16 protein-coding genes are annotated in these 15,299 nt (G+C 66.8%); 4 read left to right on the top strand and 12 right to left on the bottom strand.

Going from position 1 to position 15,299, the window contains the following annotated elements; translation table 11 throughout:
- Positions 1–86 precede the first annotated feature (86 nt).
- The 3 genes from BMW87_RS12345 to BMW87_RS12355 are packed head-to-tail and all read right to left on the bottom strand — an operon-like array spanning position 87 to position 3,209.
- Entirely contained in the window at positions 87–1,040 is a 954-nt protein-coding gene (locus BMW87_RS12345) for a 3-hydroxyacyl-CoA dehydrogenase NAD-binding domain-containing protein (protein WP_093076668.1), read from the bottom strand.
- Positions 1,037–2,245: an ABC transporter substrate-binding protein gene (locus BMW87_RS12350; protein WP_093076535.1), complete on the bottom strand. Its 1,209-nt coding sequence runs from the start codon at positions 2,243–2,245 to the stop codon at positions 1,037–1,039. The genes BMW87_RS12345 and BMW87_RS12350 overlap by 4 nt, the downstream gene beginning before the upstream one ends.
- 43 nt (positions 2,246–2,288) lie before the next feature.
- Positions 2,289–3,209, bottom strand: coding sequence for a beta-keto acid cleavage family enzyme (locus BMW87_RS12355; protein ID WP_093076537.1), 921 nt, complete (start codon positions 3,207–3,209; stop codon positions 2,289–2,291).
- Between the two features lie 153 nt (positions 3,210–3,362).
- Here BMW87_RS12355 and BMW87_RS12360 point away from each other — a divergent pair, with 153 nt between their 5' ends.
- Genes BMW87_RS12360 through BMW87_RS12370 form a run of 3 tightly spaced genes read left to right on the top strand, consistent with a single transcriptional unit; the run spans position 3,363 to position 4,941 of the window.
- Positions 3,363–3,743, top strand: a complete 381-nt coding sequence (locus BMW87_RS12360) for a DUF1090 domain-containing protein (protein WP_143062577.1) — start codon at positions 3,363–3,365, stop codon at positions 3,741–3,743.
- A 7-nt stretch (positions 3,744–3,750) separates the two neighbouring features.
- Positions 3,751–4,458, top strand: a complete 708-nt coding sequence (locus tag BMW87_RS12365) for a Crp/Fnr family transcriptional regulator (protein ID WP_093076540.1) — start codon at positions 3,751–3,753, stop codon at positions 4,456–4,458.
- 24 nt (positions 4,459–4,482) lie between these two features.
- The gene (locus BMW87_RS12370; protein ID WP_093076541.1) at positions 4,483–4,941 is read left to right on the top strand and encodes a hypothetical protein; all 459 of its coding nucleotides are present in this window, start codon (positions 4,483–4,485) and stop codon (positions 4,939–4,941) included.
- Between the two features lie 43 nt (positions 4,942–4,984).
- Here BMW87_RS12370 and BMW87_RS12375 read toward each other — a convergent pair whose 3' ends face one another.
- From BMW87_RS12375 to BMW87_RS12415, 9 genes are all read right to left on the bottom strand, one after another.
- The gene (locus BMW87_RS12375) at positions 4,985–5,686 is read right to left on the bottom strand and encodes an ABC transporter ATP-binding protein (RefSeq protein ID WP_093076543.1); all 702 of its coding nucleotides are present in this window, start codon (positions 5,684–5,686) and stop codon (positions 4,985–4,987) included.
- Positions 5,686–6,435 carry an ABC transporter ATP-binding protein gene (locus tag BMW87_RS12380; protein WP_093057066.1) on the bottom strand — a complete coding sequence of 250 codons (750 nt, stop codon included), beginning with the start codon at positions 6,433–6,435 and terminating at the stop codon, positions 5,686–5,688. The genes BMW87_RS12375 and BMW87_RS12380 overlap by 1 nt, the downstream gene beginning before the upstream one ends.
- Complete coding sequence (locus BMW87_RS12385; protein WP_371258807.1) at positions 6,432–7,382, bottom strand: branched-chain amino acid ABC transporter permease; 951 nt, start codon at positions 7,380–7,382, stop codon at positions 6,432–6,434. The genes BMW87_RS12380 and BMW87_RS12385 overlap by 4 nt, the downstream gene beginning before the upstream one ends.
- Before the next feature lie 5 nt (positions 7,383–7,387).
- Positions 7,388–8,260 carry a branched-chain amino acid ABC transporter permease gene (locus BMW87_RS12390; RefSeq protein ID WP_093057064.1) on the bottom strand — a complete coding sequence of 291 codons (873 nt, stop codon included), beginning with the start codon at positions 8,258–8,260 and terminating at the stop codon, positions 7,388–7,390.
- 149 nt (positions 8,261–8,409) lie between these two features.
- Positions 8,410–9,594: an ABC transporter substrate-binding protein gene (locus tag BMW87_RS12395; RefSeq protein ID WP_093076546.1), complete on the bottom strand. Its 1,185-nt coding sequence runs from the start codon at positions 9,592–9,594 to the stop codon at positions 8,410–8,412.
- Positions 9,591–10,397, bottom strand: a complete 807-nt coding sequence (locus BMW87_RS12400; protein ID WP_093076547.1) for an alpha/beta fold hydrolase — start codon at positions 10,395–10,397, stop codon at positions 9,591–9,593. Before BMW87_RS12400 ends, BMW87_RS12395 begins: the two co-directional genes overlap by 4 nt.
- The gene (locus BMW87_RS12405; protein ID WP_093076549.1) at positions 10,394–11,941 is read right to left on the bottom strand and encodes a benzoate-CoA ligase family protein; all 1,548 of its coding nucleotides are present in this window, start codon (positions 11,939–11,941) and stop codon (positions 10,394–10,396) included. The genes BMW87_RS12400 and BMW87_RS12405 overlap by 4 nt, the downstream gene beginning before the upstream one ends.
- Positions 11,942–11,971: 30 nt before the next feature.
- Positions 11,972–13,522 carry a 3,4-dehydroadipyl-CoA semialdehyde dehydrogenase gene (locus BMW87_RS12410; RefSeq protein ID WP_093076551.1) on the bottom strand — a complete coding sequence of 517 codons (1,551 nt, stop codon included), beginning with the start codon at positions 13,520–13,522 and terminating at the stop codon, positions 11,972–11,974.
- Between the two features lie 123 nt (positions 13,523–13,645).
- Positions 13,646–14,137 (bottom strand): DUF4863 family protein, encoded by a 492-nt coding sequence (locus BMW87_RS12415; RefSeq protein ID WP_093076552.1) that lies wholly within the window; start codon positions 14,135–14,137, stop codon positions 13,646–13,648.
- A 163-nt stretch (positions 14,138–14,300) separates the two neighbouring features.
- On the opposite strand from BMW87_RS12415, the gene BMW87_RS12420 reads away from it, so the two are divergent.
- On the top strand, positions 14,301–15,254 hold the full coding sequence (locus BMW87_RS12420; RefSeq protein ID WP_093076554.1) for a helix-turn-helix transcriptional regulator: 954 nt from the start codon (positions 14,301–14,303) through the stop codon (positions 15,252–15,254).
- Positions 15,255–15,299: the final 45 nt, after the last annotated feature.

Genomic DNA, 15,299 nt, shown 5'->3' on the forward strand with positions numbered 1-15,299 from the left:
CCGGGTACTCCCCTCCGCGAATGTCCCCCGTCGGCGTGATCGCACCCCGAACGAACAACGCGAAAAATCGAAAAGCAAGCTTTCATCTAGTCGAGCTTGCCGGTCTCTGCCTTCGCGCGAATCAGGTTTAACAGCAGGGTGTCGCGCGCAGCTTCAAGGTCGCTGGTGCGGCGTGAGCCCAGTTCGTCGGCCACGCCTTGCGTCACTTTCTGCTTGAGATCTGCCGTCATCGACGGCGCGCCCAGGTCCTTCCACCAGTCCTCGATCGGCCCACCCAGGTGCGCGAGCACGTGCTCGATACCGCCCGCACCGCCCGAGAGATGCAGGTTCATGAACGGCCCCATCACCGCCCAGCGCAGGCCGGGTCCGTGCGCGATGGCCGTGTCGATGTCGGCCACGCTCGCCACGCCTTCGTTGACGAGGTGGAAGGCTTCGCGCCACAGCGCCGCCTGCAGCCGGTTCGCGATGTGGCCTTTCACCTCGCGCTTCACGTGGATCGGCCGCTTGCCGATGGCGGCGTAGAACGCCATCGTGCGCTCGATGGCTTCGGCCGAGGTCTGCTCGCCACCGATCACCTCCACCAGCGGAATCAGGTGCGGCGGATTGAACGGATGGCCCAGCACCACGCGCTGTGGATGCACGCACCCCGACTGCACGCCGCTGATCGCCAGGCCCGACGAGCTCGACGCAAGAGTCGTTTCCGGCGCCGCCGCCGCATCCATGCGGCGGAACAGGTCGATCTTGAAATCCATGCGCTCGGGGCCGTTCTCCTGCACGAAGTCGGCCACCGAAACGGCGTCTTCCAGGCTGTCGTGAAAGCGCAGCCGGTCTACCGATGCACCCGGCACCAGGCCGAAGCGCTCCAGCGTGGGCCAGTGCTGCGCCACCGCAGCGCGCAGCCGGTCTTCGGCGCCGGGTGACGGATCGGTCGCGTTCACGTCGAGCCCGTGCGCGAGAAAGTACGCGACCCAGCTCGCACCGATCACCCCGGTGCCGACCACCGCCACGCGCTTCACGCTCGAAACAGAAGATGTGCTCATGCTGCTTTCCACCGCGCGCAGCGGCTTTCTGTCTTCGTGGTCCATGCGGCCTCGCCGCGGATCGGCTCGACCACCTTGTAGTAGTCCCATGGTTCTTTCGACTCGGCCGGAGTCTTCACCTGCATCAGGTGCATGTCGTGCACCATCAGCCCGTCGTCGCGCAGCCAGCCGCCCTTGACGAACATGTCATTGAACTTCGTTTTGCGCAACTGCGCCATCACCTTGTCGGCATCGTCGCTGCCCGCGGCCTTCACGGCCTGCAGGTACTGCAGCGCGGCCGAGTAGTCGCCGGCATGGAAGGAGGAGGGCATGCGCTTGTGCTTGTCGAAGAAGCGGCGCGCCCATTCGCGCGCCTCGGGGCTCTGGTTCCAGTACCAGCTGTCGGTGAGGTACATGCCCTGCGAGCTCTTCAGGCCCAGCGCATGAACGTCGTTGATGGTGATGATCATGCCGGCCAGCTTCATGTTCTTGCTGATGCCGAACTCCGCCGCCGACTTGATGGCGTTGACCGTGTCGCCGCCCGCATTGGCCAGCGCCAGCACCTGCGCTTTCGAACCCTGCGCCTGCAGCATGAACGACGAGAAATCGCTCGCGCCCAGCGGATGCTTCACCGAGCCCGCCACCGTGCCGCCACTGGCCTGCACGATCTTGGCCGCGTCGTTTTGCAGCGCCGCGCCGAAGGCGTAGTCGGCCGTCACGAAGTACCAGCTCTTGCCGCCAGCCTTGACCACCGCGCTCGCAGTGCCGCGTGCCATGGCCACCGTGTCGTAGGCGTAGTGCACCGTGTAAGGCGAGCAGTACTCGTTGGTGAGGCTCGACGCGCCCGAGCCCACCACGAAGTACGGCTTCTTCTTGTCGGCTGCCACGCCAGCCATCGCAATGGCCGCGCCCGAGTTGACGCCGGCGATCAGCATGTCGACCTTCTGCACGTCGAACCACTCGCGTGCTTTCGCGGCGGCGATGTCGGGCTTGTTCTGGTGGTCGGCCGTGACCAGCTCGATCTTCTTGCCGCCGATGGCGCCGCCCATGTCGGCAATGGCCATGCGGATGGCCTCTGCGCCGGCCGGGCCGTCGTAGTCGCGGTAGATGCCCGACATGTCGCTGATGAAGCCGATGCGTATCGTGTCGTCGGACACCTGGGCAGAGGCGCTTGCTGCGAAAGCCGTGCCCAGGGCGAGGGCCAGGGCGGTGCGGGAAATGTTCATGTGCTTGTCTCCGTTCGTTCGTTGTTCTGGTTCTTCTTCGTCGTCAGCCCAGCGCGAACTCGGGCCGTGGCGTGCCCACGCGCGGCAGGCCCATCATCTGCCGCGCCTCGGCTGGCGTGGCCACCTCCATGTCGAGCTCGCGTATCACCCGCACGATGCGCTCGGTGAGCTGCACGTTGGTGGCCAGCTCGCCCTGGCGGAAGTAGAGGTTGTCTTCCAGGCCCACGCGCGCATGGCCGCCCAGCAGCAGCGCCGCCACGTTGGCTTCAAGCTGCGAGGGGCCGATTCCGCTCACGCAGAAGATGCTGCCCTTGGGCAGGATGTCGACCATCATCTGCAGGAAGCGCGGCGAGTAGGGCATCGCGTTCTGGAAGTTGCGGTGCACGTTCATCACCAGGTTGATGAAGTAGGGCTCGTCGTCATGACCCTCTTGGATCAGCGTGGTCGTGTCCTGCAGGATGTGCGTGGGGCTGAACACCTCCCACTCGGGCTTGATGCCGCGCGCCTTCATGCCGGCGGCCAGTTCGCGGCCGCGGGTGATGGGCGTGTCCATCAGGATCTGCTTGCCTTCGAAGCTCAGGTTGAGCGTGGTCGCGTCGAGCGTGCACATCTCGGCGCCGGCGTCCATGCCCTTGATGCGCTCTTCCCACGCGATCTCCCAGCGCTCGCCGGCCAGCGGCTTGACCATGTCGCCGTGCACGCCGCCACCAGTGGAGTTGTTGATGACGATGTCGCTGCCGCCCGCGCGGATGCGGCTGTTGATGTCGCGGTACACGTCGGCATTGCAGGTGGCGCCGTCGTCCGGGCGGCGCGCGTGGATGGCCACCACGCTGGCGCCGGCGTTCCAGCAGCGCAGCACGTCGGCAGCGATTTCGGCGGGCTGCGTGGGGAGGTGGGGGTTCTGCGACTTGTGCGCCATGCCGCCGGTGGGGGCGATGGTCACGATCACTTTGCGCTTCGACATGCTCGGGGACTCCTGGTGTCTTTCATGGGGGCGCGTCATTATTTTTTGGAGCGCATTTGCACTCAGTCATCGCGACGACATTTGGGGGCAGGGTTTACGCTGCGCCAAACGCTAAAGTCGCCCCAGCGCCATTGCGCGCATCAAGGAGAACCAATGAGACTACTGCCCATCCTCCTGGCCGCCGCGGCCGCGCTGACCTCGACCTGGACGCTCGCGCAACCGGCAGACCCCACCACTTGCGAAGCCAAGCGCGAGGCCATTGGCCGCGACATCGAGGCGGCCAAGGCCAAGGGCCAGAAGCAGCGCGTGCGCGGGCTCGAAAAGGCGCTGGGCGAAGTGCGCCGCACCTGCAGCGACGCGAAGCTGGCGGCAGAGCATCAGCGGCGCATTCGCAGCCAGGAACGCAAGGTGGCAGAACGCGAGAGTGACCTGCGCGAGGCCCAGCACAAGGGCCGTGCCGACAAGATCGCAGACCGCGAAGAAAAATTGCGTGAAGCGCAGGCCGAGCTGCAACAGCTCAAGGGCGCGCAGTAAAAAGAAGATGCCCACGACCAGGCCCGCCATCCAGGCGGCATCGCTCACGATTCCCCAGTTGCTCCAGGGCTCGGCCTGGTTCCCGCTGCTCGACGTGGCGGCGGGCGAGCGCGTGCTCGACGAGATACGCGAGGTCGACGTGGCCGCGGGTGCCGCGCTGTGCCGGCGCGGCGACACGCCGCTGCACTGGTACGGCACGCTCGAAGGGCTGCTCAAGTGGTCGATCACCTCGAGCGACGGACGCTCCGTGACCTTCGGCGGGCTCTCGGTCGGCAGCTGGTTCGGCGAAGGCACGCTGCTGCGGGCGCTGCCGCGCTCGGCCGACATCATCGCGCTGCGCCCGAGCCGCGTGGCGCAGCTGCCGCTCGAAACCTTCGAGTGGCTGCACCGCACGCAGCGCGGCTTCGACCACTTCCTGCTGCAGCAGATCAACGAGCGGCTGCACTGGTTCATGGGCAACTACGCGGCGCACCGGCTGCTCGATGCCGACAGCCAGGTGGCGCGCGCGCTGGCGGGGCTGTTCCACCCGTGGCTGCATCCGGGCAGCGAGCCGCACCTGCAGACCTCGCAGGAGGAGATTGCGAATCTCTCGGGCGTGTCGCGTCAGCGGTGCAATGCGGCGCTGAACCGGCTGAAGGAAGCGGGCTTCCTGCGGATCGAGTACGGTGGCATCACCGTGATCGATCTTGAAGGGCTGCGGCGCTTCATCGAATAGCAAAAGGGAATCGGAGTACGCCCCATGCATGAATTCAGCATCTTTGCCGACTACTTCCAGTTCTACATCCAGGACGAGGCCGCGGATGGCGACCTCTCCGATGCGTGGACAGACGAAGCCGTGGAACGCATGCTTGCGACCGAAGCCGGCGTCGTCGGCATCGGCACCGTTCGCAACATGGACGTGCCCGTCACCGTCGAGATCCTCGATACGGAAAGCCCGCTCGATCTCGATCAGTGGGAGCATGTCGTCGAATGCACGCTGGTGACGCAGAGCGCCAACCTGGTCATTGCCGGTTGTACCGACTACTTTCCCGATGCAGCGCGCATCCCCGTTGCGCCCGGAACCTACAGGCTGCGTGCCTGCTATGCGGGCTTGGACACGCTTTCCGAAGACGGACTGGAAGGCGGCGATCGCTACCACCTGCAGCTCTGGCCAGCGCCGGCCATCGAACCGGCAGTTCTCAAGCAGCGCGTGGCCTGATTGCTCACTGCGTCAGCCGCAACCGCATGCGGGCGCACCCCTTCTACACGCCCAGCAGTTCTTCCAGCGCCTGCGGCTCGGCCAGCAGATCGGCCGAGGCTCCGTGCCGCACGATCTGTCCCTTCTCCATCACCACCGCAAGATCGGTGTGCGCCAACACCTTGCGGTAGTCGCGGTCCACGATCAGCGTCGCGATGCCGGTCGCGCGGATCTCGCCGATCACGCGCCAGATCTCGGCCACGATCAGCGGCGCCAGGCCTTCGGTGGCCTCGTCGAGTATCAGGAGGCGCGGGTTGGTCATGAGTGCGCGGCCGATGGACAGCATCTGCTGCTCGCCGCCCGACAGCTGCTGGCCGCCGTGCGACAGCCGCTCGGCAAGTCGCGGAAAGGTGGCCATCACGCGGTCGAAGGTCCACTCGCGCCGGCCGTCGATGCCGGCGCGTTCGCTCATCACGAGGTTCTCGCGCACCGACAGGTTCGGGAAGATGCCGCGGCCCTCGGGCACGTAGCCGATGCCCAGCCGCGCCATCTTCTCGGGCGGCAGGCCGGTGACGGTGCGGCCGTCGACCTGCACTTCGCCCGAGGCGGGGCGCACGTAGCCCATCATCGTGCGGATCAGCGTGGTCTTGCCCATGCCGTTGCGCCCGAGCAGGCCGACCGATGTGGCCGCCGGAATGCCGGCGTGCACGCCGCGCAGGATGTGGCTGTTGCCGTAGTAGGTGTTGAGGTCGCGGACGATGAGCATCAGTGGTCTTCTCCGAGGTAGGCGGTGCGCACTTCGGGGTTCTCGCGAATCTCTTTGGGGTTGCCTGTGGCGATGACGGTGCCGTTCACCATCACCGTGATGCGGTCGGCAATGCGGAAGACCGCGTCCATGTCGTGCTCCACCAGCAGGATGGCATGCGTGGCCTTCAGCCGCGCGAGCAGCGTGAGCATGCGGTCGGTTTCCTCCGCGCCCATGCCGGCGAGCGGCTCGTCGAGCAGCAGCACGCGCGGGTTGGTCGCCAGGCACATCGCCACTTCGAGCTGGCGTTGCGCGCCGTGGCTCATGGTGCCGGCGATGCGGCCCGCTTCATGGGCGAGGCCGGCAGCTTCGAGCGCCGCGTCGGCCGATGCGTTGCTGGTGGCGCAATCTTTCGACGATTGCCAGAACGCCCAGGGCTTGGGCGTGGCCGCCTGCGCGGCGAGCCGGCAGTTCTCGTGCACGCTGAACTCCGGGAAGATGGTCGTGCGCTGGTAGCTGCGGCCCACGCCGTCGCGCGCACGCTTCGACTGGGCGCGGCCGGTGATGTCCACGCCGTCGAGCGCGATGCGGCCTTCGGAGGCTTCGATCTCGCCGGAGAGCATGTTGATCAGCGTCGACTTGCCCGCGCCGTTGGTGCCGATCACCGCATGGACTTCGCCAACGTGCAGGTCGAGCGTGACGGCATTGACGGCCGTGAGGCCGCCGAAGCGGCGCGTGAGGCCCTCGACGGAAAGCAGTGCGGTCGTCATGCGGCCCCCTTCGGCGACAGGCGTTGGACCAGGCCGATCAGCCCCTTGGGCAGCAGCGCCACGAACACGATGATCGTCAGCCCCAGCGTCAGCTGCCAGTGGTCCGCCAGCGGGCCCATCACCGCATGCGTCGAGAAGATTTCCTTCAGCAGCGTGAACGCGATGGCGCCGATCACCGCGCCGCGCAGATGGCCGAGGCCGCCGAGGATCACCATCAGCAGCACTTCGCCCGAGTTGTGCCATGCCATCAGCTCCGGGTTGACCACGCCGTCGCGCGAGGCCAGCAGGAAACCCGCGAGCCCGGCCAGCGCACCGGCCAGCACGAAGGCCGCGAGCTTGTAGCCATACACCGCGAACCCTGCCGCGCGCATGCGCTGCTCGTTCACGCGGATGCCGGCCAGCGCTGCGCCGAAGCGCGAGCGGCGAATGAGTGCCAGCAGCCCGTAGGTGAACACCAGCGACGCCAGCACCACGTAGAACAGCACCGTGCGGTTCTCCATGTCGAGCGCGCCGATGGCAGGGCGTACATACATGTAGATGCCGTCGCTGCCGCCGCCGACCTTGGTGTCGTGGAACACGAAGAAGGCCATCTGCGCGAAGGCCAGCGTCACCATGATGAAGTACACGCCGCGCGTGCGCAGGCTCAGGGCGCCGACGAACAGCGCATAGAGCGCCGCCGCGCCCATGGCCAGCGGCAGCAGCAGCGCGAAGTTGCCGCCCTCGCTGCCCGAGGCGAGCACGGTCATGTACGCACCGATGCCGTAGAACGCCGCGTGGCCCAGGCTCACGAGACCCGTCATGCCCACCAGCAGCTCCAGGCTCAGCGCGAAGATCGACAGGATCATCACCTTCACGATGAAGTCCGACGCATAGTTGCCCAGCAACGGACCGGCGATGCCGATGGCCACCGCGCAGGCTACGGGCAGGAGAAAGGCGTTTTTTTTCATGGCTGTCATGGCCGCCTCCCCATCAGCCCCTCGGGCTTCCATATGAGCACGATGGCCATCAGAAGATAGATGCCGATGCCGCTGAGGTCCGCGAAGAACACCTTGCCGAAGGTGTCGACGAAGCCCACCAGCAGCGAGGCCACCAGCGCGCCCGTGATCGAGCCGATGCCGCCGATCACCACCAGCACGAAGCAGATGATGAGCACGCTCGCACCCATGTTCGGGTACACCGAGGACATCGGCGCGGCGATCATGCCGGCCAGCGCCGCCAGCGCCACGCCGGCCGCGAACACGATGCGGTAGAGCCGCTTCACGTCGATGCCCAGGCCACGCACCATGTCGCGGTTGCTCGCGCCGGCGCGGATCATCATGCCCAGCCGCGTGCGGTTGACCACCCAGTACAGCCCCACGGCCAGCACGATGCAGGCGGCCGAGGCGAAGAGGCGATACCACGGGTAGCTCATGACGTTGCCCAGCGCGAAGCTTCCGTCGAGCCATGCGGGCACCTTCACGCCGTGCACGTCGTTGCCCACCAGGATGGAGCGCAGTTCCTCGAACACCAGGATCAAGCCGTAGGTCATCAGCACCTGCTGCAGGTGGTCGCGCTGGTAGAGGTAGCTGAAGAAGGCCCATTCGAGCAGGTAGCCGAACACGGCGGCCAGCACCACGCCGGCCACCAGCATCAGCAGGAACTGGTCGCCGAAGAGCGGCGCGAGCGCGAACGCCATGTACGCGCCGATCATGTAGAAGCTGCCGTGGGCGAGGTTGATGACGCCCATGATCCCGAAGATCAGCGTCAGCCCCGAGGCCACCAGGAAGAGGAGGAGTCCGTACTGAACCGAGTTCAGACACTGGACCAGGAAGGTGCCGAAATCCACGAGGAGGTTCTCTCTGGGCGGGATCGTTGTTCAATGGGAATGCACTGCGCGGGACACCGCGGAACCGGCTTTGCCGGGCCGCAGGTGTCGCCCCCTGCAAGGGGGTTGGCGCAGCACACGAAGTGAGCGAAGCCTGGGGGTGAGCCTATTTACATCCTGCAGCCGCGGGCTGGGTCGGCCAGTCCCTTGATGGCCGTGCTCACCAGCTTGTTTTCCTTGCCCTCGACCTTGCGCAGGTAGATGTCCTGCACCGGGTTGTGCGACTTGCTCATCGTGAACGTGCCGCGCGGGCTGTCGATCCTGGCCTTCTCGATGGCGGCCGTGAACTCGGCCTTCTTGCCGATGTCGCCCTTGGTGGCGGCAAGGCCCACGCCCAGCATCTGCGCCGCGTCGTAGCCCTGCACGGCGTACACGTCGGGCTGCAGCTTGAAGGCCTTGGCATAGCCGACGCGGAAGGCGTTGTCGCGCGCGGTGTTCAAGCCGTCGGCGTAGTGCAGCGTGGTCAGCATGCCTTGTGCCGATTCGCCCTGCGCATCGAGCGTGCCGTCGGTCAGGAAGCCGGGGCCGTACAGAGGAATGGTCTTGTTCAGGCCTGCGGCCTGGTAGTCCTTCACGAACTTCACCGCGCCGCCGCCCGCGAAGAAGGCGTACACCGCATCGGGCTTGGCCGCCGCGATCTCGGTCAGCAGCGCCTGGAACTCCACGTTGGGGAAGGGCAGCGTGAGCTGCTTGTCGACCTTGCCGCCGTTCTTCTCGAAGCCTTCCTTGAAGCCGTTGACCGACTCGTCGCCGGCAGCGTATTTCCAGGTGATGGTCATCGCTTTCTTCTTGCCCTGCTGCTTGGCCGCCACTTCGCCCATGGCGAAGGCCGGCTGCCAGTTGCTGAACGAGCTGCGGAAGATGTTGGGCGCGCACATCGGCCCGGTCACGGCGTCGGCGCCGGCATTCGGCACGATCAGCACGGTGCCGCTTTCCTTGGCGGCCTTGGCCATGGCCATCGCGACGCCCGAGTGCACGGTGCCGACGATCACGTCGACGTTGTCGCGCTTGATGAGCTTGTTGACGTTGTCGGTGGCCTTGGCGGGGTCGGACTCATCGTCGACCTTGAAGTATTCGATCTCGCGGCCGGCGAGCTTGCCGCCTTGCTCGTCGACGTAGAGCTTGAAGCCGTTCTCGATGGCCACGCCCAGGGCGGTGTAGGTGCCGCTGTAGGGCAGCATCAGGCCGACCTTGAGCTTGCCGGTGCCCTGGGCGCCGGCGGCCGAGGCCAGCGCGGCGAAAGCGATGGCCGTGAGGGCCAGTCGGGCTGTACGCACGGAGGTGGGAATGGTCATGGTGTCTGTCTCCTGTTTTTGGTGATGAAAGAAGTGGCCGCGACGATGACACGATCCGGCTGATCGCGATGCGGGGAATGCCCGCATTCAGGGATTTCGAGCAGCTCGCAACCACTGACGCGCGCGGCGATGCCGCGGATCTGCGCAAGCGTGCCGTACTCGTCGTCGATGCCTTGCACGGCAAGCACGGGGCAGCGGATGGTGTCGAGCTCCGCCTCGATGTTCCAGTCGCGAAAGGGCGGGTGCAGCCAGATGCGGTTCCAGCCCCAGAAGGCGGAGTCGGCGCTGTCGTGGTAGCGGCCGAGCTTCTTCGGCAGATCGGTGCCCAGGTACGCGGTGCGGGCGATCTCGATGTTCGCGACGGTCTTGTCTTCCACGAAGATATGCGGAGCGAGCACGATCAGGCCTTCGACTTTTTCGGGAAAGCGCGAGGCGTACAGCAGCGCGATCGAGCCGCCGTCGCTGTGGCCGAAGAGCCAGAGCTTTTCATCGCCGAGCCCCAGCGCGGTGAAGAGGGCGGGCAGCACTTCGTGCGCCTGGCGGTGCATGAAGTCGACGTCCCAGATCTCGTCGTCGGCGCGCGGGGTGGAGCGGCCGTAGCCGGGGCGCGAGAAGACCAGGCCTCGCGCGCTGGCGGCTTCGCAGACTCGCGCGGGGAAATCCTTCCACATGGCGACGGAGCCGAGGCCTTCGTGCAGGAACACGATGAGCGGAGCGTCGGTGCGCTCAGGGGCAATCCACTGGCACTCGATGCGCACAGTGCGACCGCGCCAGTCGATGGCGGCGAACTCGGGCGTGCTCATGCCTGCTTCTCGCGCTCGCGCAGCCTGAAGCGCTGGATCTTGCCGGTCGCCGTCTTCGGCAGCTCGCTCACGAACTCCAGGAAGCGCGGGTATTTATATGGCGCGAGGCGTTCCTTGACGAAGGCCTTCAGCTCTTCCTCGGTTGCCGCGCTGCCGTCTTTCAGCACCACGAAAGCCTTGGTCTTGGTCAGCCCTTCGGCGTCTTCCTTGCCGATGACTGCCGCTTCGAGCACGGCCGGGTGCTGCATCAGCGTGGCCTCGACCTCGAAGGGCGACACGTAGATGCCGCTGACCTTGAGCATGTCGTCGCTGCGGCCGGCGTAGGTGAAGTAGCCATCCGCGTCGCGTGTGTACTTGTCGCCGCTCTTGGTCCAGCCGCCCTGGAAGGTCTCGCGCGACTTCTCGCGGTTGGCCCAGTACATCAGGGCCGAGCTGGGGCCGCGGATGTAGAGGTCGCCCACTTCGCCGTCGGACACCGGGCGGCCGTCTTCGCCGCGCAACTCGACCTCGTAGCCGTCCACCGGCTTGCCGGTGGTGCCGTAGCGGATGTCGCCGGGGCGGTTGGAGATGAAGATGTGCAGCATCTCGGTCGAGCCGATGCCGTCGATGATTTCGCAGCCGAAGTGCGCCTTGAAGCGCTGAGCGATCTCGCCCGGCAAGGCTTCACCGGCCGATGAGCACATGCGCAGCGCCACCGCTTCGCGCGCAGGCAGCTTGGGCGATGCGAGCATGCCCGCGAAGCCCGTGGGCGCGCCGAAGAACACTGTGGGCTTGTGCTCCACCCAGCGGCGGAAGGTGGCGTCGGGCGTGGGTCGCTCGGCCATCAGCACCACGGTAGCGCCGACCGACAGCGGGAAGGTCAGCGCATTGCCGAGGCCGTACGCGAAGTACATCTTGGCGGCCGAGAAGCACACGTCGTTCTCGGTGAGGTCGAGCACGGGCTTGCCGTAGAGCTCGGCCGTCCACCACAGGTTGGCGTGCGTGTGCACCGTGCCCTTGGGTTTGCCGGTGGAGCCGGAGGAGTACAGCCAGAAACCCGGGTCATCGGAAGCGGTTGTCACGGGCGACGCCAGGGGCTCGACGGCGGCGAGCGCGGCATTGAATTCCTTCGCACCGTCAGGCAGGGCGCCCGTGGGCTGCGACACGATCAGCGTGTGCACTTCATGGCCGCCGCGCGCCATCGCCTCCTGCAGCGTGGGCAGCAGCGCGCCCGACACCAGCACCGCCTGCGCGCGGCTGTGGTCGAGCATGTAGGCGTAGTCGTCGGGCGTGAGCAGCGTGTTGACAGCGACCGGCACGACGCCGGCATAGAGGCTGCCGAGAAAGCTCACAGGCCAGTCGTTGCCATCGAGCATCAGCAGCAGCACGCGCTCTTCGCGGCGGATGCCGGCTGCCTTCAGCGCGGCGGCCAGGCGGCGCGCGCGGTCTTCGAGCTGGCCGTAGCTCAGCGTGCCGCGGTCGTCGATGTAGGCGGTGCGTTCGGCGCGGCCGCGGTTGAGGGCGAACAGATGCTCGGCGAAGTTGAATCGTGTGGGCAGGGTCATGGTCTTGTCTCCTTCGGCCGTGTTCTTGTTCTAGAGGCCGAGCGCGGCGATGACGCCGGGGCTCGCCTGCACCGCGCTGCGGCGGTGATAGAAATCGAGCGCTCGCAGCCCGCCGAGCTCTGCACCGCCGCCCGCGCGGCCGGGGCCGCCATGCAGCGACATCGGCATCACGTTGCCGTGGCCGGTATGGGCCTGTGCCACTTCGGGGGTGATGACGTGCACGCGGCCATGGCTCGACGCGACCGACAGCGCGACTTGCGCCAGAGCTGCGTCGTCGCTGCCATATAGAGAGGTGACGAGCGAGCCCTGGCCGCGATGCGCCAGCGCAATGCCGTGCGCGAGGTCGCGGTAGGGCAGCAGCGTGGCCACGGGGCCGAACACTTCCACGTCGTGCACGCGCTGCGCTGCATCTGCATCGCGCGCGCCAAGCAGCACGGGGCCGATGCAGGCGGCGATGTTCGGGTCGGCGTCGATCAGCGGCTTGTTGCGGCCATCGTGCAGCACAGTTGTTTGCGCGGCCAGTGCGTCGAGGCCTTCACGCACTGCGTTCAACTGCGCGCGGCTCACGAGTGAACCCATGCGCACGCTCTCGTTGCGCGGATTGCCGACCGTGATGCCCGCGAGCTTGGCGCCGATGGCTTCGGCCGCCGCGTCGTACACCTCGGCTGGCACCAGGATGCGGCGGATGGCCGTGCATTTCTGGCCTGACTTCACCGTCATCTCGCGCACCACTTCACGCACGAGCAGGTTGAAGGCCTCGCTACCGGGTGCGGCGCCGGGCAGCAGCAGGGCGCTGTTAAGGCTGTCGGCCTCGATGTTCACGCGCACAGAGCGCTCGGCCACGGCGGGGTGCGAGCGGATCACTGCGGCCGTCTCGGCCGAACCGGTGAACGAGGCCACGTCGAAGGGCTGCAGCGCGTCCATCAAGCCGGCCGAGCTTCCGCAGACGATGGAGAGCGCGCCAGTGGGCAGCACGCCTGCATCGACCACGTCCTTCACCATGCGCTGCGTGAGCCAGGCGGTGGCCGTGGCGGGCTTCACGATCACGGGCACGCCCGACAGCAGCGCGGGCGCAGCCTTTTCCCACAAGCCCCAAGAGGGGAAGTTGAAGGCGTTGATGAACAGCGCCACGCCGTGTGTTGGCACCTGCAGGTGCTGCGACTGGAACACCGGTTCCTTGCCGAGCTTCACGGCTTCGCCGTCGCGCAGCGCGCGAACGTCGCCCAGTGCGTCGCCCCATTTCGCGTATTGGCCGATCGTGAAGATCGCGCCGTCGATGTCGACGGCCGAGTCGTTCTTCACCGTGCCGCAATTGGCGGCGGCGATCTCGTAGTACGCGTCGCGGTTGGCTTGCAGCACCTTCACGACGGCTGCGAGCAAGGCGGCGCGCTGGCGGTAGGTGAGGGCGCGCAGCGCCTCGCCACCCTGTTCGCGTGCAAAGGCAAAGGCCGCGGGCAGGTCGATGCCGGTGGCATCGACGCGCGCGAGTTCGGTGCCCAGCACCGGGTCGAACAGGGGCGTGCCGGCGCCCGATCCGCTTTGCCAGCGGCCGGCGACGTAGTTGGAAAGGAGCTCGGTCATTCGATGGGTCTCAACGTGGGCAGGTTCGGGGAACACCGCGGAACCGGCTTTGCCGGGCCGCTGGTGTTGCCCCCGGCGAGGGGGTTGGCGGCCACACGAAGTGGGCAAGCCTGGGGGAGTGCTTCATACGGTGAACTTGATCTGCCCTTCGGGCAGCAGATACAGGACGAGCGCGCGGCCACTGGCCACGGTCGGGCGGTGCGCGGTGCCGGGCCCGTAGACGCACCAGCCCGCGGGCCGTCCGTCGAAGGTGGCGGCGCTGTCGTCGAGCGGCATGATCAGGTCGATCTCGCCGTTCGGATGCGTGTGGTGCGGGCCGGCGATGTCCTTCATGTCGACCACGTCGACCGAGAAGCGATGCAGCGCGTCTTCGGCCTTGAAGACGCGGCCGTACCTGATGCCGCCGCCTTCGCGTTCGCAGAGCCAGCCTTCGGCGACGCCGCCGATGCAGGCCTGGCGCAGTTGTTCGAAGCTGGCGCTGCCCGCGCCGTGGGTGGCGTTGAGCCACTGGTCGAGCGTGCCGTCGAGCGGCCTGCTGGCAATCTCGGCGGTCAGGCCGGCGATCAGCTGGTGAAATGCTTCCTTGCCGGTGGCGGGAGTGCTGCTGTCGGACATCGTGGGGCCTCGAACTTTGGAACTACCTTGCAGGATCACTGCGCGTGCAGTATCTTGCGTGTGGCCGAACAATAAGCATCGAGACAATGAGTGTCAAGCAATATAGTGCATCTATGGTGTTTACCCTGAGCGCGCACAATCCCGGCGAAGAACGAGGAATTGCATGAATGAGCATGTAGACGCGGGGCTGGCCGCCGCGCTGGAAAGCGGCAACGGCAGCAACGGTGCCCAGGGCCACGCCGTCGCAGGGGAGGCGAAGAATCCGCTGCTGGTGGCGCTGGGTGACCGCGTGCGCAACCTGCGCGCGCAGCGCGGCCTCACGCGCAAGGCGGTGGCTATTTCGGCCGACGTGTCGGAGCGCCACCTGGCCAATCTTGAATACGGCATCGGCAACGCGTCGATCCTGGTGCTGCAGCAGGTGGCCGGTGCGCTGCACTGCTCGCTGGCCGAACTGGTGGGTGACGTCACGACCAGCTCGCCCGAGTGGCTGCTGATCCGCGAACTGCTCGAGCACCGCAGCGAAGCCGACCTGCGCCGCGTGCGCGTGGCGCTCGGCGAGCTGTTGGGCACCGCCTCGGTCGACCCGGCGCGGCACCGGCGCATCGCCCTCGTGGGGCTGCGCGGCGCGGGCAAGTCGACGCTGGGGCAGATGCTGGCCGAAGACCTGGAGCTGCCCTTCATCGAGCTGAGCCGCGAGATCGAGAAGCTCGCCGGCTGCAGCGTGCGCGAGATCCACGACCTGTACGGCACCAACGCCTACCGTCGCTACGAGCGCCGCGCGCTCGAGGAGGCTGTGCAGATCTACAGCGAGGTGGTCATCGCCACGCCCGGCGGCATCGTGTCAGACCCGGCCACCTTCAACGAACTGCTCGCGCACTGCACCACCGTGTGGCTGCAGGCCGCGCCCGAGGAGCACATGGGTCGCGTGGCCGCGCAGGGCGACACCCGCCCGATGGCCGCCAGCAAGGAAGCGATGGAAGACCTGCGCCGCATCCTGAACGGCCGGGCCGCCTTTTATTCGAAGGCCGATCTGTCGGTGGACACCAGCGGCAGGACTTTGTCGCAGAGCTTCCAGGCCTTGCGCTCCGTCGCCCGGCAGTCCATGGGACTGGTCTAGGCGCCTGAAATCTGAAAAAAAGTGCACTAGGCATTGACTTGCCTA

The organism is Variovorax sp. OV084 (assembly GCF_900111625.1).
Lineage (GTDB): Bacteria > Pseudomonadota > Gammaproteobacteria > Burkholderiales > Burkholderiaceae_C > Variovorax.

Excerpts from the sequence above, each read along its gene's own strand:
- BMW87_RS12420 (WP_093076554.1), top strand. The coding sequence starts at position 14,301 with ATGAATGAGCATGTAGACGCGGGGCTGGCCGCCGCGCTGGAAAGCGGC.
- BMW87_RS12385 (WP_371258807.1), bottom strand. The coding sequence starts at position 7,382 with ATGAAAAAAAACGCCTTTCTCCTGCCCGTAGCCTGCGCGGTGGCCATC.
- BMW87_RS12350 (WP_093076535.1), bottom strand. The coding sequence starts at position 2,245 with ATGAACATTTCCCGCACCGCCCTGGCCCTCGCCCTGGGCACGGCTTTC.
- BMW87_RS12370 (WP_093076541.1), top strand. The coding sequence starts at position 4,483 with ATGCATGAATTCAGCATCTTTGCCGACTACTTCCAGTTCTACATCCAG.
- BMW87_RS12360 (WP_143062577.1), top strand. The coding sequence starts at position 3,363 with ATGAGACTACTGCCCATCCTCCTGGCCGCCGCGGCCGCGCTGACCTCG.
- BMW87_RS12410 (WP_093076551.1), bottom strand. The coding sequence starts at position 13,522 with ATGACCGAGCTCCTTTCCAACTACGTCGCCGGCCGCTGGCAAAGCGGA.
- BMW87_RS12375 (WP_093076543.1), bottom strand. The coding sequence starts at position 5,686 with ATGCTCATCGTCCGCGACCTCAACACCTACTACGGCAACAGCCACATC.
- BMW87_RS12365 (WP_093076540.1), top strand. The coding sequence starts at position 3,751 with ATGCCCACGACCAGGCCCGCCATCCAGGCGGCATCGCTCACGATTCCC.
- BMW87_RS12415 (WP_093076552.1), bottom strand. The coding sequence starts at position 14,137 with ATGTCCGACAGCAGCACTCCCGCCACCGGCAAGGAAGCATTTCACCAG.
- BMW87_RS12345 (WP_093076668.1), bottom strand. The coding sequence starts at position 1,040 with ATGAGCACATCTTCTGTTTCGAGCGTGAAGCGCGTGGCGGTGGTCGGC.
- BMW87_RS12400 (WP_093076547.1), bottom strand. The coding sequence starts at position 10,397 with ATGAGCACGCCCGAGTTCGCCGCCATCGACTGGCGCGGTCGCACTGTG.
- BMW87_RS12380 (WP_093057066.1), bottom strand. The coding sequence starts at position 6,435 with ATGACGACCGCACTGCTTTCCGTCGAGGGCCTCACGCGCCGCTTCGGC.
- BMW87_RS12355 (WP_093076537.1), bottom strand. The coding sequence starts at position 3,209 with ATGTCGAAGCGCAAAGTGATCGTGACCATCGCCCCCACCGGCGGCATG.
- BMW87_RS12405 (WP_093076549.1), bottom strand. The coding sequence starts at position 11,941 with ATGACCCTGCCCACACGATTCAACTTCGCCGAGCATCTGTTCGCCCTC.
- BMW87_RS12395 (WP_093076546.1), bottom strand. The coding sequence starts at position 9,594 with ATGACCATTCCCACCTCCGTGCGTACAGCCCGACTGGCCCTCACGGCC.